Here is a 26,160-nt window from a genome sequence, read left to right on the forward strand (position 1 = left end):
CTGACAATCAGGGCCGGCACAATGGCGTTCTCACCGTCGTGCCGCCTTGCGCCATCACACCCGCCGGCGGAGTGCCGGCAGCTCGATAGGAGTTAAGTCGTACATCTGGAACTCCCTCCCCTTCCCGCGCATTGATCTGCCGGAACGGGAGACCCGCGCCCCGCAATTCCCGACCCGACTTGGCCCGCCTCCCCGGCGGGCTTTCTCTTGTTTCGCATCGGGGGGACCCACCGCCGACTTGAAGCCACCGGTCAGGCATCCCACATAAAAGTCAATCCCCCATCCGTGAGCCCCTGCCGTGAAAACGGTGGGGGCCTTTTTCGTGATCTCACAAAACGCACAGCGCCGCCTCGCGGAATAGGTTCACCGGTAGCGCTGTGCCTGACGACTGTGCCTGAAATTTCCCAGTGATGATCCGCCGTAGCAACGTCGTCAAAGTTCATCTGCCTTTCGCCCGCCGTCAAATGACCGTGATCAAACCGGCGTCCAGGAACCCCTTCCTGACCCTGCACATTAACCACGCGGACGGGCCTTTGGCCGGGTGCCGTCCGCCTTAGTTCCTGACTTGGCCCGCTCTTTCCTCCTGGCGGGCCTTTCTTTGCCACGAACAATCCCTGATCGCGCATCGGCGTCTAATGCGGTTGTGCGTCCATCGGCACTAGAAAAGTAAAATGATACTTGACGTCGTCGCCACGAAACCGGTCGAGAAAAAACCAGACCTCCGCCTCGCTCTTCTCTTGAAGGGATGCGGCTCGTACAACAAAGGTACTCTCCGACACGCACAAAGGCTTTCCACCAGTTCTCATCTGGCTCAGTTCCTGAACGAACCAATTCTCTCTCACGCGCGTTTTGGCTGATCTCAATGAGGGGGCCGAGAACACCAGGACCGCCCTGCCATCGATTTCCAATGTGAAATAGCGCCCCGAAGCAGCATCGCTTTCACCCTCCTCCGACGGGGGGCGCCCGTCACGCCACTCGTCGCGCTCCGTATGAGGCTCCGCGCCACGCCTGACCTTCAAGCGCATCAGAACTTGGCGGTAGCCGACAATCGGAATACCCGCGGTGACCCTGGCGTGATGTTGTTGTTTCCGTCAGCCGTTGCGTAGTATTTCCGATCGAACAGATTTTCGATGTTCAACTGAGCACGCCATGTTTCATTCAAGGTCAGGAAGACTGCACCATCCACGCGCGTAAAATCCGGAATGCGGACGGTATCGTCGGACGACGCAAAGAAATTCGAATAGTGAATCACCCCGATGGCCGCTGCCCACATTGGATTGAATTGGTATTTGTTCCAAACGGAAATCGTATTGTACGGCACCAGCGCCACCCTGTTGCCCGCCACGACCGTCGGCGACGTATTGCTTGCGATCCGTGCATCCGTATAGGCATACCCTGCGGTAATCTGCCAGGAATCCGTGACATAACCAGCAAGTGACGCCTCGAAGCCGCGAGTCTTGGTCGCTCCGCTGAGGAGGAAGAAGCCAGAATTGTTCGGATCCGCAAGACGCTGGTTGGTCCGATCGAGGTCATACAATGCCGCGGCAAACTGAAGGCGAGGCAGAATGTCGTATTTGACCCCAACTTCCTTGTTCACGAACTTCTCCGGCTCTGCGATCACCAGCCCGGGATTGAGCGAGCTGAATTGATCGCCCGCGCTCGGCAGATACGACACGCTATAGCTGCCGTAGATCGAAAGATTATCGATTGGCTTGAAGATGACCCCGGCGCGAGGTGACACCAGATCGTCGACACGACCCATCACGACGTTAGTGCGCCTGTCTCGCGACTGAAGATCGAAATGATCGAACCGCACGCCGCCGATCAACTGCAGATAGCGGGTTATCTCGACTTGGTCCTGCACATAGACCGCGCCAAGGTTAAGATTATAGGTGTTGTTCGAGTCCTTTGCAGTGTTTACGAACGTCACCGGGACATAGGAGACCGGATTCCTCGGATCAACGGCGATGGTGTCCGACACGCCGTTGAAGAAACCGCTATGGCGAAAGTTCAGGCCGCTTTGACGACCGACCTCGCCTCCAAATACAACAGTATGGCGCGTGATCCCGGCGTCGAACTTGTATGTCAGGTCCGTTTGATTGAAGAGGTTGGTACGATCCGTCTCGTTGTTGTAGGCGGACAAATTACTCGAAGTACCGGCAACATTCACTGCGCCCGAGTTCGCTCCGCCGCCAGGATAAATGTTCTGGTAGAATTTGTCGTAGCGCGCCGCCTGGGTCGCATTGCGGACCGTGAACCCGTTTTCGAAATCATGCTCGATAACGGCAGTGCCGATGTCGACATCAGCGAGCGCATAGTTCAGATTTGGATTGCCGAAGAATGTCGATGCCGACGTATCGTACGGAGGCCTCGGCAACGCGTTGCCCGGGAGGATCTGCGAGGGAATACCACGATCGACGGTGCGGCGATCGTGCAGATGCTCGTAGCTCAACTTGACCGTCGTGGTATCGTTTGGCGCAAACGTGACGGTTGGATTGACGGCCCAGCGCTCGAGATTGACGAAATCCCGATAGCTCTCTGTATTTTCATACATAGCATTGAAGCGCGCCGCCCAGTTCTCGTTGACGGCCTGCCCGATATCGGTCGTCACGCGCGCGCCCGGATAGGAGTTGCCGCCGACTGTCACCTCGCGCACGGTCGTGCCATCGGCCTCCTTCAGCACACGATTGATCACGCCGCCGCCGCCGCCACGCCCGAAGATCATGGCGTTGGGGCCCTTCAAGACTTCGAGCCTCTGCAAATTGTAGAAATCGCGAAAATACTGCACGTCGTCCCGGATTCCGTTCGTGTAGAAGTCCGCATTGCTTCGCTGCCCGCGGATCACCAGGTCGTCCCGATGGGACTCGCCCTGATGATAGATGACGCCGGGCACATACCGGGTCGCTTCGCCGATCGAGGTGAAAGACTGGTCCTTGATGAAGTCTTTCGTAAGAACGGAGATTGACTGAGGGACATTGATCAAAGCGGTGTTCGTTCGCGTTCCGCTGCTCGTGCTCTGTGTGACGTAACCTGTCTGTCCGGTCCTCGCGTCCTGGCTGCTCACGCTCGGAAACTTCTTCTCCGAAGGCGCGGCAACGACGGTCCGCCCTCTCGGTCGCGCCGCTCTCGATGTGTTGGGCGTCGATCGGGCTCGACGGGTTCTCTGTTGCGGCGGCGATACGTGAATCGGCGGCAACGGATTTGCAGATGACTGTTCCTGTTGAGCCAGCGCCGGGGTACAATCGAGCAACAATCCGGCGCCAAGCACCACCGCTGCACTGGTCGACAACAATAAGCAGCGCCAACCGTGACGCTCAACCCCTGACCCGATGTTCGTCATAAAATGCCCCGAATTCCGCGCGCCGCACTGATTCAAAGCAGCGGCCGCGTGCCCAAATACAGGACGCATCTGCCGGGACAGAATTAGGTGAGGATTAAATCCCGTTTAGAATAGATCAATATTCGCTTGAACGTCGGCGCCAGCTTCCGGGCGGCCATTTTTAATCGTTCTAAATTTGGCGACGGACAATAGCTTGACCGGCCGAAGGTCCCCTGACAGTCAATCGACGTCCGAGCAACGTATTAGCTGTCCAGTCCAGCCAAGTAGATCACCCGAGTGATGCCATGCGCCTCCTGTTGATCGAAGACGACGCAATGTTCGGCAAGGCGCTCGTACGAGGACTCAAGCAAAACGGCATGACCATCGATTGGGTTCGCAATGGCCCGGACGGCTTTGCCGCATTGAAACGTGCGGAACATGCTATTGCTCTACTCGACGTCGGACTTCCGGAGATGTCGGGTTTTGATGTCCTCAAGGCTATGCGCGGAACCAGCAAGGCCCCGCCCATTCTCATCATCACGGCGCGCGACCAGGTCGAAGACATGGTGACCGGCCTTGATCTCGGAGCTGATGACTACATCGTCAAACCGTTTGAACTTCGGGCTCTCCTCGCTCGCATTCGGGCCATCGTACGGCGGGTCAATGCTCGATCCAATTCCGTGGTGACGAGCAAGGAAATTACCCTGGACCCTTCCACTTACATCGCGACGTTCCGCGGCATCGAGTCTGTTCTTTCGGCACGCGAATTCTCGGTCCTGCACGCGCTTATGGAGCGCCCGGGAACGATCCTCTCGCGTTCCCAGATCGAGAGCCGTATCTACGGCTGGAGCGAGGAGGTCCAGAGCAATGCCGTCGACGTTGTCATTCATGGGCTGCGCAAGAAATACGGCAAGGATATCATTCGAAACATACGGGGCGCAGGCTGGATGGTCACCAAGGCCGGCATATGAGATCGCTTAGCAAGGCTATCATCACTCCGGTTACATCATTGCTGGCGGCATTCTGTCTGGCTGCATCAACAATGTCGTTCTTCCTTGTAGCCTTCGAGATGAACAAGTTTCTCGATGCGCAGCTTCAGGAGATAGCGATCAATGTCGCCCCGGGGGAACGCCGCGACGCCGATCCGCTGTTGGACGCGGAGCACGAGGACCAACTCGTCGTTCGCATCTGGGATCGCTCCGGCAACCTTGTTCATCGTGCAGGCCCGCCGGTCGACATTCCTTGGCGCTCTCAACCGGGGCTTACCGATGTCGTGGCCGAAGGACAGGAATGGCGTGTCTATCGGTGGAGCCACGCGCAGCATAACATACAGATCGCACAAGCCTGGAGCGCGCGCCGGGAAATTGCGAGGTTCGCGGCGGCCGGTGCGGCACTTCCACTGCTTCTGTCAATCCCTCTTGCCTGGTTCATCATACGCCGATCGATCAATCGAACCCTTCGCGGTCTTCACCGCCTGTCAAGCGACATCGGCCGCCGCAGTGTGGACGCGCGCGAACCTCTGGGACCTGCGGGAGTGCCGAAAGAGATAGCTCCTCTGATCGTAGCTATCGACGAATTGGTCGAACGCTATCGTCGGGAATTGGAAGCTCAAAGACGCTTCGTTGCCGATGCCGCACACGAACTTCGGACGCCGCTTGCGGCGCTGCAGATCCAGGCGGACAATCTGCTCGCATCGGATCTCAGCGATCAATCCCGGGAGATGGCAAACGAACTCGGCGAAGGTGTCAGGAGGTCTTCCTATTTGGCGAGTCAGCTCCTGGAAATGGCGAGGACCGAAGGCGCCACGTCTCCGGAACATCGGATGATCGACCTCGCTGCACTCATCACCTCGATACTGGCAGACTTCGTCTCCGTTGCCGAGGCGAGCGACATTCAGTTCGAACGGGAGATTGTCGCGGCGGCTTCCGTCAAGGGCGACGAGACCGCGATCCGGAAGCTGGTATCGATCCTTCTCGACAACGCGGTTCGTTATTCCCCGCGGAACGGGCTGATTACGGTCAGACTTTTGCTCGCCGACAATCGACCGAAGATAGACATTCTGGATAGCGGTCCAGGAATTGCCGACGAGGCAATGCCTTTCATCTACGACCGCTTTTTCCGTGCTGCGCCGCAGGAAATCGAAGGCACTGGCCTCGGATTGGCAATTGCGAAAACCACCGCGGATCGCCACGACCTGCAGTTGCGTCATGCAAACCGGGCAGATCAGATCGGTACGATCGCGACAATCATATTTCCGCAGGCATGATCGTTTGGCCTGAAGCGCCGCCGGCGAGGGGAAAGCGCATGATGAAGCTGGCGCCGCGACCGGGGCCATCCTCGACAGCGATGCTCCCGAAATGGGCTTCTACAATCTTCTTGACGATAGACAATCCTAATCCCGCGCCTCCACTCGCACGCGAGGATCGTCGCCAGAACCGCTGGAAAATCGCTTCACGGTCCGCCAGTGGTACACCGTCGCCATTGTCGATAACACTGATAGATCCGTCAGGGCCGACGATGATTTCGATGGCGGTACCCTCAGGGGTGTGATGAAGAGCGTTTTCGACGAGGTTTCGCGTCGCACGCCGGATCATCTCCGCGTTTCCCTTAACGAGAACGGGCTCATCGGCGCACGTCAATTCGATGCTCTTTCCTCGCTTCAATGCCAGCGGCGCGATGAACTCGGCGACCTCAACGCAGACCTCGTGAAGATCCGCAACGGCTTCCGGATCGACAACCGCTGTCTCAAGCTCCGTCGCATCGAGCAACTGTCCGACAACCCTGCTCATATTCTCGACGTCGCGCCCCAAGGCACGGCTCGCCTCGCTATGGGGGAGAGTCTCGATTCGCGTGCGGAGAATGGCAAGCGGCGTCCGAAGTTCATGTGCGGCATCGGCGGAAAACTCACGCTGGCTGCGGAAACCCTGCTCCAGTCGATCGAGGGCCTGATTGACGGCTTCCACGAGAGGCAGGATCTCGGGAGGCATGTCGTCGGTTGGCAAGCGGACGTCAAGGCGCGTCGGGCTGATATGCTTCGCGCGGTCGGAGGCCCTATGTAGCGGCCCGATCGCCAGGCGGAAAATGATGATGTCGGCGCCGAGCAGGAGAAGCAGAACGGGAACAATTATCCAGACGACCTGTTGCAGGAAGCTGGCGAGCACATCGTCGACGATCACGTCCCGATGCGACAATTCCTCCGCGACCTGTATCCAGACAGGATGGCCGTCAATATCTTCGCGGGTGCTGGCTCCGGCGATCGTCTTTGCTCCGCCGGGGGTTCGCGCTTTGTGGGGGACAATTCCGGCCTCGTTCGGATCGATGGCGAAGAGCGGTCGCTTATTCGCGCGCGATGAGAAAATCACCGTGCCCGCGCCGTCGATGATCGCATAAGCGTAGCGACCGTACGTCTCGGAATACTGATCGCGCACGCCATCCGGGAGGCGCAGAGACCATCCCCCCGTCGATAGCGGCTTCAGGTGGCGGGCAAAAATCTCGGTCTGAGCCGCCATCGTGCTCAACTGTAGCTTTGCGACATCCGACGCCAGCGACCAGTGCAGCACGAACCGCAGGAGAACCGCCGCAACAATCACCGCGACGACATGAAGGGCGACGATGCGGGACAGGATGGATTTTCGCAGCGCCACCTAGTCGCTCTCCATCATCACATATCCAACTCCTCGAATGGTGGTGATCCTTACCTTTGCGCCGATATCCAGAAGCTGCTTGCGCAGGCGATGCACATAGACCTCGACTGCATTGGAGGCGACATCTCCGGTGAGGCCGAAGATCTGGTCTTCGAGAAGTTTTTTGGAGACGACGCTACCCTTCCGGCGCATCAGCAGTTCGAGTACCGCGATTTCCCGAGCGGAGAGATTTTGGGGCTTCATGTCGACAAACACCTGTCGGCCTTCGGTGTCGAAAGTTACGTTCGAAAGCCGCAATGAACTGCCGAGCAACTGTCCCGGGCGCCTGAGGAGCGCCTCGAGCCGGGCCACCAGTTCGTCAAAGGCGAAAGGCTTGACGAGATAGTCGTCTGCCCCGCTCCGGAGGCCGTTAACCCGATCCTCCACGCCGCCGCGTGCAGTGAGCACCAGGATCGGGATAGGGTCTTTGCGATGCCGCAGCTCGCGCAGGATCGAAAGCCCGTCGCCGTCGGGCAAACCCAGATCCAGAATTAACGCGGCATAGCGGGTCGTTCCAAGCCCGCTGTATGCGTCCGACACGTTGGCCAGAACGTCGATCTCGTAGCCGGCCGCCTGCAACCCCTTCGCCAGAAGGTCAGCCAGTTCTTCGCTGTCCTCCACAATCAGGACTCTCATGGCTGCCCCTTTGACCCGCCTGTTACGGTGATCGGGAGCAGCCGGGCGGATGCTGGCGTCATTCCGACCTCGCAGGGCTCCGATTGTAAGCTGTGTGTAAGGTAGCTGTCATAACCGTTGCTGTAAGGCTGCCGTAAGACGCAACTCCTATAGCAGATATGCCGTGCATCGGGATCATGCTCGTCCGCAAAATCGCTTGAGCCGGCAAGCTCTTGAGCCAACAAAAATCGTCGGTTCCTGACGAGGCAGGCTGCCCGGAGATATCCGGCAGATTATGAGGAAGTGGAGATACGAAGTCATGCTTCGTCTGGCGTCACTCTGGCGAGCGTGGACAATTCCACGGACCGTTATCGGCCTGATGACCGCATCGGTCATGATTGCGGCGGCCGCGACCGTTCTGAATATCGACCGTGGCAGCGCCACCCGCAATTCAGCGCTGGACGGCGAAATCAAGCGGGCCGACGGAAAGCTGCGTCTGACGGCGGCGCAATGGGGCACCGTGACGGTGCAGCCCGTCGAGCAACATGCATTTCGCTCTGAATTTCGTACCGAAGGCAAGATCGCAATCGATCAGAACCTGTCGACCCGTATCTTCGCGCCATATACGGGCCGGGTGACAAAATTGATGGTTGCGCCCGGCGACAATGTTCAGAAAGGACAGCTTCTTTTTGTGATCGCGGCGGCAGACTCCGTCGATGCCCAGAAGGATTTCGTTGTCGCCCTGACGACCCGGAACAAGGCGGTTTCCCAAGTCCACCTCGCGCAGATCGTCGAGCGGAGAATGTCGACCCTGGCCAAGGACAAGGCAGCGTCGCAGCGAGAATGGCAGGAGGCCCAGGCCAATCTCACCGCCGCGGAGAACGATTCCCGTTCGGCGGAGATTGCCCTTCAGGCCGCGCGCAACCGGTTGCGGCTGGTTGGCAAAACCGATGCGGAAATTGAAGCGTTCGAGAAAACGGGCGCACTCACGCCCGACGCACCCGTGTATGCGCCGCTGGCCGGAACCGTTCTGCAACGCAAGGTCGGCCCCGGACAGTATGTCAGCGCCGGCGCGGGCGATGGCGATCCCGTTTTCCTGATCGGAGATACGTCGAAGGTCTGGATCACGGCCTATGTGCGCGAGACCGACGTCGCCAAAGTGCGGATCGGCGAGCGCCTGACGTTCACGGTGCTGACCGAGCCGGACCGTTTGTTCGAGACGCGGATCGACTACGTTGCTCCGGGAATTGATCCGGATAGCCGGCGGCTTCTGGTCCGCGCCAGCATCGATAATGTCGACGGGCTGCTCAAACCCGAGATGTTTGCGAGCGTCACGATCGTCACCAGCGAGGGGAGGCCAACGCCAACAGTGCCTCGCGAGGCGGTGATCTATGAAGGCAGCAACGCGCGGGTCTGGGTTGCCAGTGACGACCGTTCGGTCGAATTGCGTCAGATCAGGCTTGGAGAATCAGACGGTCGGCTGATCCAGGTGCTGGATGGGCTCAATCCGGGCGAGAAGATCGTCACCCGCGGCAGCCTGTTCATCGACCGGATGACGGCTTCCAAACAAACCTGACAAATACAGGTCGTTCGCAAATGATCAATCCGATCGTCGCGTTTGCGTTGAGGCAGCGCGTTCTGATGCTGGTCATGTTCATCATGACGCTGGCCGGCGGGATCGCTGCGTTCAGGGTCCTGAATATCGAGGCCTATCCCGATCCCGTTCCCCCGATGGTGGATGTGATCACTCAAAGCGCGGGGCTTTCGGCCGAAGAAATCGAACGTTACATCACGATTCCGATCGAAACGCAGCTCTCCGGCGTGCCGAACCTCCATGTGATGAGAACCATCTCTCTTTACGGCCTGTCGGACGTCAAGCTGCAGTTCACCTATGCCTATACCTACGACGAGGCGCTCCAGCATGTGCTCAACCGTCTGTCGCAGCTCTCCGGGTTGCCGGATGGTGTTCAGCCCGGGATCAGTCCGGTCAGTCCGATTGGTGAAATCTATCGCTACAGGCTGGTCGGCCCGCCGGGCTACAGCGTGCTCGATCTGAAGACCCTTCAGGATTGGGTTCTGCAGCGCCGTTTCCGCGCCGTTCCCGGTATTGTGGATGTCGTTGGCTGGGGAGGAAAGACCAAGACCTACGAATTGCAGGTCGACCTCGACAAGCTCATCGCCCACAACCTCACGCTGTCGCAATTGCTGCAGACGTTGCGTAGCAGCAACCTGAATGTCGGCGGAAACATCGTCGATCTCGGCACGCAGTCGGCGGTCGTTCGCGGTGTTGGCCTGATTCGGTCGATCGACGACATCAACAATACCATGCTGACCCAGGCCGGCGGCAATCCGGTGCTGATCCGCGATGTCGCCACGGTGATCGTCGGCCATCAACCCCGCCTCGGTATTGCAGGCCAGGACAACGACGACGATATCGTCGAGGGTATCGTTCTGATGCGCCGCGGCCAGCAAAGCACCCCCACGATCGAGCGGGTGAAGGCGGAGGTCGAGCACATCAACACCTCCGGCATTCTGCCACCGGGTGTTCGAATCGAGCGCATCTACGACCGTCAGGACCTGATCGACACGACGACCCATACTGTCCTGCACAATATGGTGTTCGGCATTCTGCTGATCTTCGCGTTGCAGTGGCTGTTTCTCGGCAATCTTCGCAGCGCCCTGATCGTAGGCGCAACGATTCCGTTCGCGCTGTTTTTCGCCATCGGCATTATGGTTCTACGCGGAGAGTCCGCCAATCTATTATCCGTCGGAGCAATCGATTTCGGCCTGATCGTCGATGCGACAGTCATCATGGTGGAGCGGATATTCCGGCAGCTCGGGCATGATGCTCCCGCTCCGTCATCGGTGAGCGACGAATCATCCGGGTTCAGCGGACGGCTGCTCGCCATTTACACAGCGAGCATCAGCGTCAATCGCTCGATCATGTTCGCGACCGGAATCATTATCGCAGGGTTTATTCCGCTGTTCACCATGAGCGGTGTGGAGGGGCATATCTTCGGCCCGATGGCGAAGACTTATGCTTACGCGATTGCCGGAGGATTGATCGCGACATTCACCGTGACTCCCGCGCTCAGTGCACTGCTGCTGCCTGAGCGTGTCCAGGAAACTGAAACCTGGCTGGTGCGGACGCTTCATCGCTTTTACAGCCCGGTTCTGCGGCTTGCTGTCGCGAACCGGAGGCTGACGGCCGTTCTGGCGCTGGCGGTGTTTATTCTGGCGGTCGTCGCTATGCGCTTTCTGGGACTGGAATTTCTCCCCAAGCTGGAGGAAGGCAATCTCTGGGTGCGGGCCACGATGCCGGCGACGATCTCGCTTCAGGAAGGAAATGGCTACGCCAACCGCATGCGCAAGGTGATCCGCAGTTTCCCCGAAGTGGAAACGGTCGTCACCCAGCACGGCCGCCCGGATGACGGAACGGACGCCACGGGCTTCTTCAATGTCGAATTCTTCACGCCGCTGAAGCCGATCAGCCAGTGGCGCCCCGGATTGAACAAGGAAAAGCTGACGGAGGAAATCCAGGCCCGGCTCGAAGCGGAGTTTCCGGGAATCGAGTTCAATTTCTCGCAGTACCTGCAGGACAATGTCGCCGAGCAGGTGTCAGGCGTGAAAGGCGAAAACTCGATCAAGATTTTCGGCAACGACTTGCAGGAACTGACCGATACGGCCGACAAAATCAAGGCGGTGCTGGCCACGGTGCCGGGGATAACGGACCTCGGCGTATTCACATCGCTCGGTCAGCCAACCATACAGATCGATATCGACCGCGAGCGCGCCGCGCGCTACGGGTTGTCGCCCGGCGATATCAATTCGACGATCCGCACCGCTGTCGGCGGTGAATCTGCCGGCGACGTCTACGAATCGGGAAGTGATCGGCACTTCCCGATCGTCGTACGGCTGGCGCCGCAATATCGTCAAAGCGCGGAAGCCATCAGCAAGTTGACGATCGGCGCGTCGGGTCCGAAAGGAGTGACGCAGATCCCGTTGAGCGAGGTTGCAAGCATCCGGCTCGTCACAGGCCCGTCATATATCTACCGGGAACAGCAACAGCGCTACTTGCCGATCAAGTTCAGTGTCCGTGATCGCGATCTGGGCAGCACCATCAAGGAGGCTGAACAGCGGATCGCACAGGAAGTGCAATTGCCTGCCGGAACCCATCTCCAGTGGGTCGGCGAATTCCGCAATCTGCAGGAGGCGATCGGACGGCTGCAGATTGTCGTGCCGTTCAGTCTTGCCATTATCGGGCTGTTGCTTTGGATCAATTTCACATCCGTGCGCGACATGCTGCTTGCAATGAGCGTCATTCCGATGGCCGTGATCGGCGGCATCTTTGCGCTGTTCGTGACCCAGATTCCGTTCAGCGTCTCGGCGGCTATCGGCTTCATTGCGCTGTTCGGCATTTCGGTGATGAACGGCATCTTGATCCTGTCGCAGTACAACCAGCTCATCGAGTCGGGTCGGCAGCGGATCGACGCGATCGTGCAGGCGGGTGAGGCTCAAATGCGCCCGGTCCTGATGACGTGCGTCATTGCGGGAATCGGCCTGTTGCCGGCCGCGATGTCCACTGGAATCGGATCGCAGGTGCAGAAGCCGCTGGCGGTCGTGGTGGTCGGCGGAATGACGGTTGCTCCGCTTGTCATCCTCATCGTATTGCCCGCTCTGATCTCGCTATTTTCTCGTCGAAAAATGGTGGCTGAAGCTACCGAATCGGCACTTGAACCGGCAGAATAGAAAATGGCTCCGGCGGGGCGATCGTAGAAAAGGACAAGTTGTGGGGGGAGACTGGCAGAGAGCATTGGCGTCCGGTTCTCGGGGAAGCGGACGGGCTCAGGCGCGGTCCCATGCCCGTCTCCTGATCGTGTCCGGATTACTGTTCGTCTCGCAGGCGCTGACAGGTTGTGCGGTCGGGCCCGATTTCAAGCCTCAAGCGCCGCCGGATACCAGCCGCTATCTTTCCGACCCGGCCGGGGATCGCGTGCCGGGGCATCCGATTGTGCACAACGCGGAAATCCCTCCCCAGTGGTGGGAGTTGTTTCGTTCTCCCGCGCTGAACCGCATCGTGGAAGATGGTATCGAGCACAATTCGGACCTCGCTGCCGCGGAAGCCGCAGTCAGAGTCGCGCAGGCTAACGCGCTGGTTCAACGCGGCGCGCTTTTTCCCAGCGTTGCGGGAAATTTCGATTCGACGCGTCAGCAGGTGGCGGTCCAACTATCGTCTCCTCTCGAGTCGGGCGCAAACATCTTCAATCTCCATACCGGCCAGGTGACCGTTTCTTACATCGCCGACGTGTGGGGCGGGACACGTCGCATGGTCGAGTCCGCAGATGCACAGGCCGAAATGCGCGCGTTCCAGCGCGAAGGGGTCTATCTGACGCTGGCAAGCAACATCGCGCTCGCTGCGATCGAGGAAGGCCGGCTGCGCGGACAGATCGCGGCGACCCGTCGGGTCATTGGTTTGCAGTCCGAGGTCTTGAGGCTATTGAAGCGGCAACAAGAGCAAGGGCAGATCGCCCTGACCGATGTTGCCGCGCAGGAAACCGCGGTTGCGCAGACCAGGCTTCTGTTGCCGCCACTGGAAAAACAGCTCGCGCAGCAGCGTCATCTGTTGTCGTTTTTGACCGGACGCCTGTCGAGCGACGCTCCGGGAGAGACTTTCAATCTCGGTTCGTTTCGGATGCCACGCCGTCTTCCTCTTAGTCTGCCGGCTGATCTCGTAAGACAGCGCCCCGATATTCGTGCCGCTGAAGCCAATCTCCATGCCACCAATGCAACGATAGGGGTCGCGATCGCCAATCGTCTGCCGCAGATTTCCCTGACCGGTAATGTCGGTGCTGCCGCCACCCGATTTACCGAACTCGCTACGCCGGGAGCGGGGCTCTGGATGTTGGCCGGAAACGCTGCGCAGACCATTTTCGATGCGGGAGCACTGGAAAACAAGCAGCGCGCGGCGGAAGAGGAAACCAATCAGTCTCTCGCTCAGTATCGCAGCACGGTTCTCGCAGCGTTTCAGAATGTCGCGGACGTATTGCGAGCTCTTCAGGCCGGCACGCGCGCGATCAGCGCCGCCACAGATGCGGAACGATCTGCATCCGAGAGCATTGCGTTGGTGCGCAAACAGGTGGATCAAGGGCAGATCAGCGTGCCGCTTCTTCTGGCCGCACAGCAGGCGTATCTGCAGACATCGCTTGCACGCCTCGATGCCCAGGCCGCGCAACTAGCCAATACGGTCGCGCTGTTTCAGGCTCTTGGGGGGGGCTGGTGGAACAGGGATGGTCACAGCAAACCCGATCAATCCCTTTAATAGCCGCGGTCGCTGCATGAGCCTCGACCAGCCCGGATTTGTCCGGACCGGGTCGAGGCCACGCAGCGTGGCCATTTCCACATCACTTCGGAGCATCGGAGAAGTGCCAACCTGCGGTGATGGGGCACGCGGCCCATAGCTCGGCCGGCTCACCGCCGCGGTTGCATCCACAGTCCCTTTGGACTGGCGAACGCGGTTGGAGCGTACGTTCCTGCCGCGACCCCTGCCGCGACAATCAGTTATGCTCGGTGCCGGGATGGTAGCGCCTGACGCGATGCAGCGTGTTCCTGTCCGTGTGATGCATTTCCTCGCCTGTGGCGGCGAGTTTAAGGAGCAAATCGGACGTGTAGCTGACGGTGCCGTCGTCGTTGATCTCGAAGGCGCTCTTGAAATCGCGGATTTCTGCGCGCTCGAGCAGATACTTGTTCTGCAAGACCCCATAATGCGGCGCTCCCGGCGTAGCATTGAACGTCAGGGTCTTGTCATGTGGCTTGGCACTGCTGCCAGCAAGGATCGCGATTCCGCGCCCGAACACGACCGTGCGCATGATTTCGCCGTGCGCCTTATCCCACAGCAGGAAGCCGAGTTCATCGTGGAACGGATCCATCGCCTCCTCGCCATGGCGCCACGCGGTCATGCCGTAGTTGAGGCCCCACAATTCCTGACGCCCGTTCTCCTGGAGCGGAATCGGCTTGAACCAGGCTTTCTCGAAATAAGTGGTTTCACTCGTCTGGTCATCCTTGTTGTGGTATGAGAGGTCAACCCCTTCATCGCCTTCCCATTCACCGACCAGCGGCGTCAGCGGCCCCAGTTTCTGTGGGCCACGAATTTCTTTCTGCATCGTAAAACCTCATCTTCGTAGTTGGAAGACTCTGCGCTACCACCACGGGGGCGCGATGACCAATGAATCATTTCGGTGATGATCAGCGCGCGCGAACTATCGAACGGCGAGCGTACCCGGGAAGGCCGCGGCCGCAACGACAACCGTCGGATGGAAAATTGCCGATTTCGGATTTTAAGCTGGCCGCGAAATAAGACTTCACGTTTGCGCGATGGCATGCGTGAGGGGGATGTAGATGATCCCCATCCGAAAAAACCGCGGTCTTATGCGCGCCGCAAGAAGTCCGAGCGGGCCGATTCGACGCAATGACGGCGGTTCGGAAAGCGGCCCGGCGGCCTGAACGTCGGTGATCGCCAGTTATACGGAAACGGCAGCGAGAAGCCGGTTTCCCGATTCCCACCTTGCCTGAAGGTATTGGCGGCTTGGCTTTGGTCCGCCACGCGGCATCGGAGCGAACAAGGGCAACCCGGGCCTTGATACTGCGCAGTACAGCATGGGGGGCACCTTTATTCGACGATTGGAACGTCAGCTGTCATAGCGTATCCTGATGATGTAGCAATTGTAGGAATTCATCCGTATTTCGGTCATCCTACTTATATGAAATTGACCTTGATAATTGTGGCCGCCGTCACCGTCGTTTGGTTGGCAGAGCGCAGCGTTGGGCACCTTAAATTGGCTATTGCCGCGCTGTGTTTTATTGCTGCGGCGCTGCTGTTCGTCGTTACCTCTCTCGAGAGAGCCATTCTGCTATCGTCCATCGTGGTGGCGGCAATCTTCGGAGCGTCAAGCGTCAAATACAATCATAGCGGGCTGAAACTGACAGTAACGGATTTGCCGCTAGCGTTTGCAGGAACAGTTCCGTTTTTCATTGTGCAATACCCGCTCGCAGTAATGGCGGTTCTCGCCGGGGGCATAGGACTCATTCTGGCCACAGTTGCGACTCTGCTCTATGTGCCCGGGCTGCCGGTTTCTTTAGAGCTCCAGAGTATTCTGTTTTTCTTTGCATTCATTGGTTTAATCGCGGCGTACAGGGCAGACGGCGGAGCCGAATCTCTTCATCGCATTGCGGCTCAGCGGCGGTGCTTTTTTTCGACCTTCATAGGCTCGCTTCTCAATCCGCTTTCCTGGCGACAGTTCAGCGGGCTCGTTTTAAGCGATATCGCTGAAGACTCGTTGCAGCTGATGCCGGCCATACCAGCGCGTACTCTCGACTATCCTGACATTATAGTCATCCAACACGAATCGATCTTCGATCCGCGCGTGTTTGGACTTCCGGTTGAGCCAATTGTCGAAGCATTTTTGTCTCCGAAAAATGGTCTGTTTGGAAGCCTTAACGTCGATATTTTTGGCGGAGGATCGTGGCAATCCGAATTTAGCTTATTAACAGGCCTGTCCAGCGCAAGCTTTGGTTCAAACGCCTATTTTCTTTTTAAGAGAGGCGTTGGGCGATTCCACAATAGCCTTCCAAATGCGCTGACTGCAATTGGATATAGAACAATGCTCGCGTCGAGTTGCCGTCGCAGTTTTCTCCACTACGATGAGTTTTACCGTTCAATCGGCATCGACGAACGTATTTTTACTGAGGATTTTCATCCACCCTTCGATGTTGGTCAATTCGAAGCGACAAATTCCGATGCATTGTTTCTGGACGCAGCATTCGGTGCTCATATGGAAAGTATGAGTGGCGATGCCGCGCCTCGTTTTCTATATGCACTAACCAACTTCAATCATGGCCCTCATAACCGAAGGCTGGTCGCGCCTGGACGTTTTGAGAGAGAGCGCGCCTTCGCTGCCGCAAGCCTCCCCGATGCCTACTATGCTGAATACTACGCCCGCCTCGTAGAGACCGCTGTCACCTGGAATCGACTCAAGTCCGAGCTTTCAACCCGTTTTCCGAGCCGTCCGGTACTGATTGTACACTACGGAGATCATCAACCCGTAATGACACGGCGAATCGAGGCAAAACTGAAGCTCCCCATAGACCCGCGGCGCCAGTTCCGTACGTTCTATGCCATAGAAACTCTAAATGACTGTTCTGATCGACTTATCTCTGGGCGGGGCCAAGACTTGGATATTGCTTTTCTTGGGACCGTCGCTTTGCAGCAGGCGGGCCTGCCACTAGATGAGATCTTTGCCACGCGCGCGAGCCTTATTGAACATTGCGGTGACGCTTACTTCATATCGTCTTCGGAACGGAAACGCCGTTTCCACCGCACACTTGTAGATCTCGGCATGATCGACGTAGCGTCAGCCAGCGACGTCCTTCAACATCGACCAGTTGCTTGATGGAAGTTCCGGCGGGACACCGGGTGGTGAAGTAGGCGAGTTCGCCATCAGCGATATGGCGCCGCCGGATCAGCAGGCCGCGCGTCCACAGGCCACTGCGCTCCTCGTTGAACTCGCCAGCGTCGACGTTGAAAAGCCAACATCGCTTGGCGCATGCGCGGCTTTCAGGCGACACGGACCTCCTGCACGATGTTTGCAGGAGACGGTCTGAAGTCGCGCTGTTACGCCGAGGTCACCGCCACAAGCAAAACGGTTACGATTGCAGTCCGCCGCCACATAAGCGCCCTCAGTTACTCCTTGAATGGGGTCGAGACCGCGGCCGGATCTCGAGCCGCATAATGGTGGCTGAGGACTAAGGGAAAGCGACGATGTGGACAGCTCCATACCGGTCAATACGTCTGCTTGTTGTGCTCGCGACGGCAGTCTCCTCGTTCCCTGCCACTGCTCAGGTGAGCAAAAGAAGTCCGTCCGCCGCGGCACCCGCCGCGTCAACTAAGGTCACGTTAGGTGCCATTCGGTGGGATAATTGGAGTCTCGACAGTCCCTATGGGCAGGTCCTGGCCGACCCTGGATTGCGAGAGCGCGTTCCATATTACACAGAACGTCTGCCGAATGGAAAACTGGGTTTTCCCGGAAACACCAAAAGAGCACTTAATGCGGACGTACACTACGCGAAGGCTGCAGGCTTGGATTATTTCATATTTGGCTATTATCTGGAGAGTGCTGCTTGGGGACGTAATCCAAGTCATGCCGCAGCGCTCAATCGGGCGCTAACAAATTTTGTTCTCCTTCCGGACAAACTTGGCATCAAGTACGCTCTAAACTTTAACCTATCATTCCCCTCTCGTGATGTGCCGATGGTTAGTGCTGCAATCACCAAGGCGCTACTTGGGCCCGATTACATGCGTACGAGCGACGGCTCGGCCCCTGTGTTTTTTTTAGTTAATACAATGGCTACCTGGTTAAAAGGTCTGGGAGGCGAGCAGGGCGCAAAAGCAGCCCTGAACGATATGAGGAACCGTGTTAAGGCCGCTACTGGCCGAGATCTCTATCTGGTTGCCTTACTCTTTAACCTGTCAGAGACAGAGCCAGTTGCTCACAGGCTGGGATTTGATGCGGTTAGTACATATGCGACCGCCCTTGGGTCGAATGGAAAATCTCTGTCGTATGGCAGTTGCGCCGCCCTTGCACAGAACGCATGGCGAGTGGAAGCCAAAGATGGCTCGGGAGGCTTTCTACCAACCGTTACGCTTGGGTGGGATTATCGTCCGGCTTTGCGCGATCCTCAGGAGAAGAAAAATCGCAAGCCGAATCCTGATTGGTGTCAACCTGCCACCGATGAGGAATGGACACGGCAAATCCGTGGTGCAATCAATGAGGCGGCTAACAATCCGCGCAACGATCGCTTCCAGAGCGTTGTGATATATGCTTGGAATGAAAGCTCCGAAGGTGGCTGGATTCAGCCAACGCTATCTGAAGGCGTGCGACGGCTCAAAGTGATAGCTAACGCGGTGGGCCGACACCCGACAATTCCGCCCTTCAAGCTCGTATGGCCGACCCGGATCGATCCAAAGACGTGCCCCGTTGGTTCGTCATCCATATCAACTACAACGGCAGATGCTGGATGCAAATCGGCCAATGATTCGATGACGAGTGCGTGGCCATGTCCGCCAGGCATGCAGATCGCCGGAGAGAAATTGCGCAAAGGACCTTCAGAGGAAGGGGGGAAAATATCGCTTATCTGGCAAGAAAGGCTTTGTGCTCCACAGGGCAGATAACAGCGACGATTCTATATCGATAGGGGGATCCAATGGATGAAGTTTGGAGTGATGAGAATACCTTCGTGATGAACGGTATGAAGTTTTGTCTGATCAGGCAGAACTTCAATGACGCCAGGACGACAAAGGACTCCATAGCGATCATCAAGAACCGCGGGATGATTGACCGATATAAGAGCCTAATTCGCGAGAACGCGGTTACCAATATCCTGGAATTTGGCATCTTCGAAGGTGGCTCAGCTTTGCTTCTTGCCGCAATCGACGAACGTGTCAAATTCGTTGGTATCGATATTAGACCCCCCAGCCCGGCGGTCCTTGGACTAATACGGGACCATGGTCTAACGGACCGCATAAAGTTATATTATAATACATCACAAGGCGACACCGCGCGTGTCCAGACAATCATTAAGACGGAGTTTCCCGGAAAACGAATAGATATGATTATCGACGACGCCTCTCATCAATACGAACTCTCCCGAGCAAGCTTTGAGGCGTCCTTCCATTATCTCAAGAATGAAGGTCTCTATCTCATAGAAGATTGGGCCTGGGCTCATTGGGAGGAGCCCTATCAGACGCAGCTCTGGGCTGATATGCCGGCACTTACCAACCTTATTTTCGAGCTCGTCATGCTCTGTGGGAGCAGGCCCGATATCATATCAGAAATGAGTGTTCAAAAGGCGATCGCCATTTTTCGCAAGGGCGGACAAGAGGTCGGAAACTTCAGCCTGTCAAAACTTTACCGCCATCGTAACAGATGGACCCCCGCACTGTGAAAACGCGATCTGGCGCCCCAGCTTCTTCTGGTTCATCACGATGCCCTGCCGGTCCAGCATGATGCGCAAACGAGGCAGTCCGACGAGCAAGCCTTTGAGATAGTGCGACTATTGCGAGTATGAATTAAAATACGCAACTATTATAGTGATCACATGGTGGGCCCGGAGGGACTCGAACCCCCAACCAGACCGTTATGAGCGGCGGGGGTTCGATTTATCTATTTGATTTTTCAGCATTTCCGTTCTGCTCCATTGCTGTCTGCCCCCCACTATTCACATCGTTTCTGGTGCGAAACTGGGGCGGTAGTCCCCGCCTGCTATAAGCGACGTCGATCAGGACACGATGCCGTGGTGCAAGATGACAGTGTTGCCCCCCCCCCCCCGGGAAGAGGACGCGCCGCCACACCGAAATGTCGACGTCGAACTTGGCAGCGAAACCCGCATCGGATTTCTGAGGCCGCTACCATGACCTCACCTCCTCCAAAATCATCGACGAGCGTCGCCTTGGCTTTGTGGCAGAGCATGGGTCGAGAGATCGGCCGATTCAGGAGGTGAAGTGATGGCAGGCGGATGGGCGCGCAAGACCAAATGGCCGTGGCGGGACTTCCTCACGATCGAGGAGAGGCAAGTCCTGGAGCGGGCAGACGCGGCGAAGGTTGAGTGGCAATCCTAAATCAGGCCCGAGCATCGATCACCAATCGAGCGATACAGCGTGCGAAGTACGCTACCCTCGCCGAGACACAGTTCACCCACCGCCGCACCAAGTCCAAGTATGCCGATGACAAAGCCGTGGATGGGTTTGAGCGCGTGGTCGAGCAGACAGGAATTATCGAGTCCGACCCGATCGACGAACTCGCGGGACTGATGAAAAAGGACGATCCGACTCCCGAGGATCTGGAGCGTATCGGTAAGCTGCTGACAGGTGAGTGATGTCGCCGCGCGTGATCCAGCTTCCGCTCTCAGGCGGCGACCGTAGGCACTACGTTCGCGAGCTGCGTGGCGTCGATACCCGCACGGATGAATTAGCAGCCTACCTGGCGCGGCCTGACGATGAGCAGGATATTGCAGAACTGGCGAAGTTGCTGGAACAAGACAAGGCCCCCCAAGCTACTTGCGACCCGGCGTGATCGCGGTGTTCAACGCAGCTCTACGTGCGGCTCGATGATTGTTGAAGCGTTGTCCCTCTGTTCTGTAGTGGGGATCGCAGGCCGCGCGCAAGGCAGCGTCATCCAATGAGCCTCGTACCGCTTTACGCGCTTTCCCCATCAGTTCCCACGACTTGTCGAAACGGCCATCCCGATACCCCTCTCGCAACTGAGGTCGAACCGTCTCCGCACGGCAATCAACCCTCATGCGCGTGGCCCAGGTATCGTATGAAGGCTCTCCGTCGAGCTGACGAGCCTTTTGAGTAAACTCCCAGATCCAGATTTCGAGAGGCTGGGCAGGACGATCTTTGGGTGCAGCATTAGCTGCCATATGGAAGGATCTCGTTTTCCTGTTCAGAGCAACCAGACGAAGGGGGGCAACAACACGTTCCGCCTCACCGGAAGTCGCTGAATTTGAATCCGTGGAGGCCAAGCCTTCTCTCTTGCCCGAACTTGCTTCGGAACTGTCTTTCTTACGATCGGCTAATTTCTTCTTTCGATCAGCTAGGATCTTGACAGCTTCAGCCTGCGCGGCTCGAAAATCGGGAAAGGTTGGCGCATCCGGCTTGTAAGTCGGATCGCACGCAGAATCGAGCAACCGCTTGACTGCAGGCTTCGCAGCAGCCGGTTCTTCCGAGGACTTTTTGGTCGACGTAAGTTTATCACCCGCATAGTGTTCCACGGCTAGCGGCTGGCTGGTCTGCTTATCACAATCCACCCGTTGAAGCGTTGCCCTAGCAACCAAAACTGTCTTGCCTACGGTAGTCAACGGGCGGCCTAGAAACAACCATTCCCATACATCGACAGCCCCATTCGGCCTCTGCTTCGGCGCGGGCCCCTCGGTCATCATCACCATGAAGGTGTTCTCTTTGAAACCGGAGTCGGTTAGCCTAATCGGAAGCTTTTCACGGCTGGAACTCAGATCCGGCGTCAGTGGTTTTTCGCGAGCGCTCGTCGCCTTGGTGCCACGAGAAAAGATTTCAATAGCGGCCCCGCTGGCAGCGGAAAGGCTCGTGAAGTGGCGCAAATTCGCTCCATACTCCGGATCGCAGACAGATTTGATAAAGGCGTTACCAATCGTGCCTTCCTCGCTTTGGTATGCCGGATCTGACACCGATATAGTTTTCTGGAACTGCCCACTCCGAAACATTTCTCTCCTCAGCACCTTTGCGCTGGAAGCGCTGCAATCGATCCGGGATAGAACTGCGACCGTGTCGTGTCGTATCCCTTCATCCTCTCGCGGCTTCTTCATAAAAACCCACATCCAGTGTTCGACCGGCGTATCGGGGCGCATTCTGGGGAGAGATCCCGACGTCATAAAAACGGAAGTCCGGGTGTCTTCTGAGAGCAAGCGGAACGGGCCTGCCACCTTGAGCGCATCGCTCGTGCTGTCAGAAAATGAAGGAGCGGCGTCACCAGCTTGCTGGTGGAAATGTTTTTCTGTCTCCGAGTGCGCCTCAAGCGTGAAGCCGAGAAAAACCATTGCGACAGCGATTGCCGCTACCATCCCTCGCATAGAAACCCTCATTGCAAATTGTCACACTTACCTTCACTACCGTATGAAGTCAGGTACAGTCAGTCAAAGCACGGCTGAATCAGGAGCCCTTGTCCTGAGCGATTTGCATTTTCTGCAAAGTGGCCTTCGATTCCGACCTCAATGAAGCCGTTAATCCCAGGCTCCATATGACCTCCTAATGCAGAAAGCGCAGAAAATCATCGACCTCAATCCCGATGAGCACCGTTGAATATGGGAACATTCAGTCTCTGGCATTGGCTCATCGCGATTTTACTGACCATCGCAATCGTGACGCCGTTCTGGAAAATATTCGGGCGACTTCGTATCCCGCGCATTCTTTCGGTCTTTGCCATCGTGCCTTTCGTTTCGATCCTCTACCTCTGGATCATTGCTTATAAAAAATGGCCGCCGGATGCAGGCCCTCGGTGAAGCGAGTAGTAGACGCGTAATCTCCCGAACAGCGTCATTGATCGGCTCGAATGACTGACCGCGCGGGGGAATCTCCGCAGCCAGTTCGCCGCCAGATTGAGCTTCGGAATGATCTTGCCGAACAGGTAGAGCGACGCACCGCAGCCGCAGTAGGCGCGAGGGCAACCGGGCGGGCGGGCACCGATGATGGCATTTTGGTGGGTGATGCTCAAAACGAGCCAAACGCGCGACTTATGCCCATTTCTATTGGGCTTTTCGATGATGCTCTCTGTCGAAATCGAAGCCCTCAAAATTGAGTTCTCCTCCGCACGACAGTTTCTGGAAACAAAAAGCCCAGCCGCAGCGGCGAGCCTACCTACCCGACCTTTTGTCACAGTCGATTGAATTTTGGCGACTCGCCACTACATAAGAGCCATGCTCTGGCAACGTCAAATTCTCTAATTTGCGACGATCTTCGATTTTGCGAAGACAAAGAGCCGAATCCCCTTTTTTGAAACTGGATCGCCGTTCCGACGCTTAAATTGCGTCGGGGACAGCACAAGATTCTGCGAGGTGTACAGAATGATGCTGATTAGCGTGGGAGCAATTCTCTTGGTTTGGGTGGCCTTCATTTGGCTGTACGACCCTGACGGCATTCGTAAGCGCTCACATGGACACCCGCCGTCGCGTACTGACGAAGAATGGAGATATTACTAGGAGATCGATCGATGATAACTGGACCACAATGTCGGGCTGCCCGTGCCCTTGTTGAGATTTCACGCCCCATGCTGGCCAGACGCTCCGGAGTCGACCTTGGCGCTATTGAGCATTTCGAGAATATTTCTAGATCTCTCAAGCGTGACGAGATCGAGGCAGTTCGACTTGCTTTGGAAGAACTTGGCGCAGTTTTCATCCCGGAGAATGGATTCGGTTGCGGCGTGAGGTTGAAATTCAATAATGTCGAGGCAGCGCAGATAGCGCGGCTCGAATGTGAGGGCGGCGTTGTTGCGAATGATCGCGTCCCCTAACCGAATATTGCTCATCTGACGAGCGACGCGGCAGATCACGGATGTACTGACTGTCGCGCGCTCACCAGCGAGGCTGCGTCGCTCGAGCGGTGCGATTCTAAATCGCTAGCTTTCGCGAAATCATGACGCCGCAGACCGCTGCATCTCATCGGCGGCGGGCTCATGCCGGCCTCGCTCAAATCTGTCCCAAAACCCTGACTCGCGTCGCGAACCGCAATTCGGCGGGACGCGTTCCGTGCGCGGGTCGTTTAACCAGGAAAGGATAAGCTAATGGCTGTGAAAAGAAAAACTTCGCACCTGAGCCCTAGTAGGAAACTGTCTGGAAAGGCTGTCTATGGAGCCAAGGGGAAGAAGATTGGTTCAATCAAGCACGTGTTGGTTGACGAGAAGAAGGGAAAGATTGCCCACGCCGTACTGGGTATCGGCGGATTCTTTGGCGGCGGCGCTCACTACATGGTGCCTTGGAACGTGCTGAGATACGATGCCGATCTTGGCGCGTACAGCTCCGACATCAGTGAGAGCCGGTTGAAAGGCCGTCCGAAGCACGGCATGGAGACCATCTTTGACTTGAACGCTCGATATGCCACGCTCCACCCCCGCAATAACGAGTTCGTGGTACATCCAGGCTAAGCACTGATAGTTGGTACCCGCCGGGATTTCCCGGCGGGTTTCGCTGATCCACGGAGCGGTTCGACATTACGTGGGAAGCCTTTCCGCCACGCATCGCGTGTTGGCGACGTTCTGATCGGCGAAGGTCTCTCTCATCGCTATGTCTGTAGCGGGGCGTCATGCCCGCGGCGGCCAGGCTGGTGCTGACCAATAGGAAGCCCCGCCGGGACGGGTTGATCCCCCAGCCCTGATTCCCCGAACCCCCGATTAGGTCCGCTGCGTCTCCGTTCCAGCGGGCCTTTTTGGTGTAGCCGCCGCCGCCGGAACGCGCCTCCGCCTCTATGCGTTACCGCCCGGGACGGGTCTGTAGCCCAATCCATGTTTTAGCGTCCGATGGATTGCGGTCTCCGGCCGGATCCGCCGGCGGCTCATGGTCCTCAGGCTCCGGCGGGTTCTTGTCGAGGGCCTTCGGGCCGACTGGTGACGGGCTGCGTCGCCACCATCAGATGGCCACCTTCAAAACAAGGACACCGCAAAGGGCCGCCAAAACCAGTCCCCAACCGACAATATAGGCAAGCCGCATTGGCTTCGCGTTTCTCGACATATCCCCTCCGTGACAAGAAAAAGGCTCGACATCGTTCGATGTCGGGCCGGTCTGAGGTTTGCCCAATGGGGCCTAGCTTATGTGGTACCCTACGTCGATCACGCTATGCGGCAAAAGGGCTCGCGCATTAGCGCCCTCGGCTGGGCGAAACGGAAGCTGGCGAGAGACAAACGAAAAGGCCCGACGCCATGAAGCGCCGGGCAAGTTGAGGAGCGGAGCTAGTCCAGGGCGGGCCTAGCGTCCAGGCAGCGGCTTACTGATGATTCGTGACGGCCCCGTGTTGGGGTCGAATTAGGGTGCTTGCTCCCTCGCCTTATCTCCGCCCGTACTTGGCAGGCCAGAACTCAGGTTGGCAGTCTCGCAATCTCACCCCGCGCCCTCCTGAGGCGATTATCCAGCCCCCTGACACCGCCTCCGCTTCGGACTAGGATGGAGAGAGAGGGGGCTCCTTTCGGAGGAGCGATTTGTCATGACGCCTCTCACTAGAAATATACTGATCGCCGCTACAGTTCTCGTTATAGCGCTCGTTTACATGTACGGCTGATTCAGCGCTCGCAAAGCCAAGGAAAGATCGCCGCAGACGTCTACGGCTTTGGTACTGGCCTGTTTCCGACCTCAGTCGGCCTAGTTAGAAAATGGGAGTGGCCTAATTTGAATCAGGCAACAAAAAAGCCCGGTGATCAACCGGGCCTTTATCGCTGATCAAGCAATCAGCCCGCTAAGGCTGTTGTTGGGTGGTCAACCCAAGACCAATTCCTGCGGATACGGTGAGCCTCAAAAGCGGCTGAGCATTAGCCTACCCCTCTGGGGTACCGAAATGCTTTCGGGTTTGCGGCAATCACCATGGCGACGGCGGGCCTCCCTGATCATATTCGAGACGACGTGCGATCAGCAATGTTCCTCGCGGTCGCGGAAGGACGTTTGAACCCCGGCGCCGCCGCGTCACGCGTCCGCGAGTTTATCGCCGCGCACAATCGCCAGTACTCGAAATACGTCCCGCACGGCGGCGGCGTGATGCAGTCGCTCGACCAGCAGGTCTACGACGACGGCCCGATGCGGCTGGTCGACACGGTGGCTCATGGTCTCTGGGACTGACCAGCGAAGCATCGATCGATATTCGGGGCTTGAGAGTCCCGAGTATCGATTCCAGGTGGCGGACCGACGATGAGCGTGCGCGGCCACGCGGTCGACCCCGAGGCCCCTCTCCGCCTTGCGGAGGCTGCCAGGATCGCGTTT

At 57.5% G+C, this 26,160-nt stretch carries 21 protein-coding genes and 1 pseudogene; 14 read left to right on the top strand and 8 right to left on the bottom strand.

The window, feature by feature from the left end; translation table 11 throughout:
- Positions 1-1,024 precede the first annotated feature (1,024 nt).
- Positions 1,025-3,340, bottom strand: a complete 2,316-nt coding sequence (locus NHAM_RS16865; protein WP_011511679.1) for a TonB-dependent receptor — start codon at positions 3,338-3,340, stop codon at positions 1,025-1,027.
- 284 nt (positions 3,341-3,624) lie between these two features.
- Between NHAM_RS16865 and NHAM_RS16870 the strand changes: the two genes are divergently transcribed.
- The gene (locus NHAM_RS16870; RefSeq protein WP_011511680.1) at positions 3,625-4,290 is read left to right on the top strand and encodes a response regulator transcription factor; all 666 of its coding nucleotides are present in this window, start codon (positions 3,625-3,627) and stop codon (positions 4,288-4,290) included.
- A gap of 65 nt (positions 4,291-4,355) precedes the next feature.
- Here NHAM_RS16870 and NHAM_RS28365 read toward each other — a convergent pair whose 3' ends face one another.
- Positions 4,356-4,643: a hypothetical protein gene (locus NHAM_RS28365; protein WP_245269926.1), complete on the bottom strand. Its 288-nt coding sequence runs from the start codon at positions 4,641-4,643 to the stop codon at positions 4,356-4,358.
- 210 nt (positions 4,644-4,853) lie between these two features.
- Here NHAM_RS28365 and NHAM_RS28370 point away from each other — a divergent pair, with 210 nt between their 5' ends.
- Positions 4,854-5,585, top strand: coding sequence for a sensor histidine kinase (locus NHAM_RS28370; RefSeq protein ID WP_245269927.1), 732 nt, complete (start codon positions 4,854-4,856; stop codon positions 5,583-5,585).
- Here NHAM_RS28370 and NHAM_RS16880 read toward each other — a convergent pair.
- Positions 5,566-6,963 carry an ATP-binding protein gene (locus NHAM_RS16880; RefSeq protein ID WP_011511682.1) on the bottom strand — a complete coding sequence of 466 codons (1,398 nt, stop codon included), beginning with the start codon at positions 6,961-6,963 and terminating at the stop codon, positions 5,566-5,568. The genes NHAM_RS28370 and NHAM_RS16880 overlap by 20 nt on opposite strands.
- Complete coding sequence (locus NHAM_RS16885) at positions 6,964-7,638, bottom strand: response regulator (RefSeq protein ID WP_011511683.1); 675 nt, start codon at positions 7,636-7,638, stop codon at positions 6,964-6,966.
- Positions 7,639-7,936: 298 nt separating this feature from the next.
- Between NHAM_RS16885 and NHAM_RS16890 the strand changes: the two genes are divergently transcribed.
- The 3 genes from NHAM_RS16890 to NHAM_RS16900 all read left to right on the top strand — a co-directional run bounded on the left by NHAM_RS16890 (position 7,937) and on the right by NHAM_RS16900 (position 13,936).
- Entirely contained in the window at positions 7,937-9,193 is a 1,257-nt protein-coding gene (locus NHAM_RS16890) for an efflux RND transporter periplasmic adaptor subunit (protein WP_011511684.1), read from the top strand.
- A 20-nt stretch (positions 9,194-9,213) separates the two neighbouring features.
- Positions 9,214-12,366, top strand: coding sequence for an efflux RND transporter permease subunit (locus tag NHAM_RS16895; RefSeq protein WP_011511685.1), 3,153 nt, complete (start codon positions 9,214-9,216; stop codon positions 12,364-12,366).
- A gap of 127 nt (positions 12,367-12,493) precedes the next feature.
- Entirely contained in the window at positions 12,494-13,936 is a 1,443-nt protein-coding gene (locus tag NHAM_RS16900) for an efflux transporter outer membrane subunit (RefSeq protein WP_049769361.1), read from the top strand.
- A gap of 235 nt (positions 13,937-14,171) precedes the next feature.
- Here the strand turns inward: NHAM_RS16900 and NHAM_RS16905 are convergent, their stop codons facing one another.
- Positions 14,172-14,777, bottom strand: a complete 606-nt coding sequence (locus tag NHAM_RS16905) for an FABP family protein (protein ID WP_011511687.1) — start codon at positions 14,775-14,777, stop codon at positions 14,172-14,174.
- 75 nt (positions 14,778-14,852) lie between these two features.
- On the opposite strand from NHAM_RS16905, the gene NHAM_RS16910 reads away from it, so the two are divergent.
- Positions 14,853-15,086 (top strand): hypothetical protein, encoded by a 234-nt coding sequence (locus NHAM_RS16910; protein ID WP_157043657.1) that lies wholly within the window; start codon positions 14,853-14,855, stop codon positions 15,084-15,086.
- Between the two features lie 873 nt (positions 15,087-15,959).
- The gene (locus tag NHAM_RS16915) at positions 15,960-17,063 is read left to right on the top strand and encodes a sulfatase-like hydrolase/transferase (protein ID WP_245270075.1); all 1,104 of its coding nucleotides are present in this window, start codon (positions 15,960-15,962) and stop codon (positions 17,061-17,063) included.
- Here the strand turns inward: NHAM_RS16915 and NHAM_RS26860 are convergent.
- Positions 17,029-17,157 (bottom strand): annotated as a pseudogene (locus tag NHAM_RS26860) (IS701 family transposase); the annotation flags it as partial. The gene NHAM_RS16915 and the pseudogene NHAM_RS26860 overlap by 35 nt on opposite strands.
- Before the next feature lie 592 nt (positions 17,158-17,749).
- Between NHAM_RS26860 and NHAM_RS26865 the strand changes: the two are divergent.
- The 4 genes from NHAM_RS26865 (at position 17,750) to NHAM_RS16935 (ending at position 20,741) form a co-directional block, all read left to right on the top strand.
- Complete coding sequence (locus NHAM_RS26865; protein ID WP_157043658.1) at positions 17,750-18,841, top strand: hypothetical protein; 1,092 nt, start codon at positions 17,750-17,752, stop codon at positions 18,839-18,841.
- Positions 18,842-18,873: 32 nt separating this feature from the next.
- Positions 18,874-19,614 (top strand): class I SAM-dependent methyltransferase, encoded by a 741-nt coding sequence (locus NHAM_RS16925; RefSeq protein ID WP_011511690.1) that lies wholly within the window; start codon positions 18,874-18,876, stop codon positions 19,612-19,614.
- 660 nt (positions 19,615-20,274) lie between these two features.
- Positions 20,275-20,544 carry a hypothetical protein gene (locus NHAM_RS16930; protein WP_011511691.1) on the top strand — a complete coding sequence of 90 codons (270 nt, stop codon included), beginning with the start codon at positions 20,275-20,277 and terminating at the stop codon, positions 20,542-20,544.
- Positions 20,541-20,741 carry a hypothetical protein gene (locus NHAM_RS16935; RefSeq protein ID WP_157043659.1) on the top strand — a complete coding sequence of 67 codons (201 nt, stop codon included), beginning with the start codon at positions 20,541-20,543 and terminating at the stop codon, positions 20,739-20,741. Before NHAM_RS16930 ends, NHAM_RS16935 begins: the two co-directional genes overlap by 4 nt.
- Here NHAM_RS16935 and NHAM_RS16940 read toward each other — a convergent pair.
- Positions 20,722-22,266 carry a hypothetical protein gene (locus NHAM_RS16940; RefSeq protein WP_157043660.1) on the bottom strand — a complete coding sequence of 515 codons (1,545 nt, stop codon included), beginning with the start codon at positions 22,264-22,266 and terminating at the stop codon, positions 20,722-20,724. The genes NHAM_RS16935 and NHAM_RS16940 overlap by 20 nt on opposite strands.
- Before the next feature lie 240 nt (positions 22,267-22,506).
- Between NHAM_RS16940 and NHAM_RS16945 the strand changes: the two genes are divergently transcribed.
- Positions 22,507-22,704, top strand: a complete 198-nt coding sequence (locus tag NHAM_RS16945) for a hypothetical protein (RefSeq protein WP_041358281.1) — start codon at positions 22,507-22,509, stop codon at positions 22,702-22,704.
- Positions 22,705-23,459: 755 nt separating this feature from the next.
- Here the strand turns inward: NHAM_RS16945 and NHAM_RS29070 are convergent.
- Positions 23,460-23,726, bottom strand: coding sequence for a hypothetical protein (locus tag NHAM_RS29070; protein WP_041358282.1), 267 nt, complete (start codon positions 23,724-23,726; stop codon positions 23,460-23,462).
- 255 nt (positions 23,727-23,981) lie between these two features.
- On the opposite strand from NHAM_RS29070, the gene NHAM_RS16955 reads away from it, so the two are divergent.
- On the top strand, positions 23,982-24,341 hold the full coding sequence (locus tag NHAM_RS16955) for a PRC-barrel domain-containing protein (RefSeq protein WP_011511694.1): 360 nt from the start codon (positions 23,982-23,984) through the stop codon (positions 24,339-24,341).
- Between the two features lie 1,465 nt (positions 24,342-25,806).
- Entirely contained in the window at positions 25,807-26,019 is a 213-nt protein-coding gene (locus tag NHAM_RS16960; RefSeq protein ID WP_157043661.1) for a hypothetical protein, read from the top strand.
- The last annotated feature ends 141 nt before the right edge of the window (positions 26,020-26,160 follow it).

The organism is Nitrobacter hamburgensis X14 (genome assembly GCF_000013885.1).
GTDB classification, from domain to species: domain Bacteria; phylum Pseudomonadota; class Alphaproteobacteria; order Rhizobiales; family Xanthobacteraceae; genus Nitrobacter; species Nitrobacter hamburgensis.

What these genes read in the sequence shown, in the direction of transcription:
- NHAM_RS16865 (WP_011511679.1), bottom strand. Translation starts at nt 3,340, where the DNA reads ATGACGAACATCGGGTCAGGGGTTGAGCGTCACGGTTGGCGCTGCTTA.
- NHAM_RS16870 (WP_011511680.1), top strand. Translation starts at nt 3,625, where the DNA reads ATGCGCCTCCTGTTGATCGAAGACGACGCAATGTTCGGCAAGGCGCTC.
- NHAM_RS28365 (WP_245269926.1), bottom strand. Translation starts at nt 4,643, where the DNA reads ATGCTGCGCGTGGCTCCACCGATAGACACGCCATTCCTGTCCTTCGGC.
- NHAM_RS16885 (WP_011511683.1), bottom strand. Translation starts at nt 7,638, where the DNA reads ATGAGAGTCCTGATTGTGGAGGACAGCGAAGAACTGGCTGACCTTCTG.
- NHAM_RS16890 (WP_011511684.1), top strand. Translation starts at nt 7,937, where the DNA reads ATGCTTCGTCTGGCGTCACTCTGGCGAGCGTGGACAATTCCACGGACC.
- NHAM_RS16895 (WP_011511685.1), top strand. Translation starts at nt 9,214, where the DNA reads ATGATCAATCCGATCGTCGCGTTTGCGTTGAGGCAGCGCGTTCTGATG.
- NHAM_RS16905 (WP_011511687.1), bottom strand. Translation starts at nt 14,777, where the DNA reads ATGCAGAAAGAAATTCGTGGCCCACAGAAACTGGGGCCGCTGACGCCG.
- NHAM_RS16915 (WP_245270075.1), top strand. Translation starts at nt 15,960, where the DNA reads ATGCCGGCCATACCAGCGCGTACTCTCGACTATCCTGACATTATAGTC.
- NHAM_RS16925 (WP_011511690.1), top strand. Translation starts at nt 18,874, where the DNA reads ATGGATGAAGTTTGGAGTGATGAGAATACCTTCGTGATGAACGGTATG.
- NHAM_RS16940 (WP_157043660.1), bottom strand. Translation starts at nt 22,266, where the DNA reads ATGGTAGCGGCAATCGCTGTCGCAATGGTTTTTCTCGGCTTCACGCTT.
- NHAM_RS16945 (WP_041358281.1), top strand. Translation starts at nt 22,507, where the DNA reads ATGGGAACATTCAGTCTCTGGCATTGGCTCATCGCGATTTTACTGACC.
- NHAM_RS29070 (WP_041358282.1), bottom strand. Translation starts at nt 23,726, where the DNA reads ATGAGCAATATTCGGTTAGGGGACGCGATCATTCGCAACAACGCCGCC.
- NHAM_RS16955 (WP_011511694.1), top strand. Translation starts at nt 23,982, where the DNA reads ATGGCTGTGAAAAGAAAAACTTCGCACCTGAGCCCTAGTAGGAAACTG.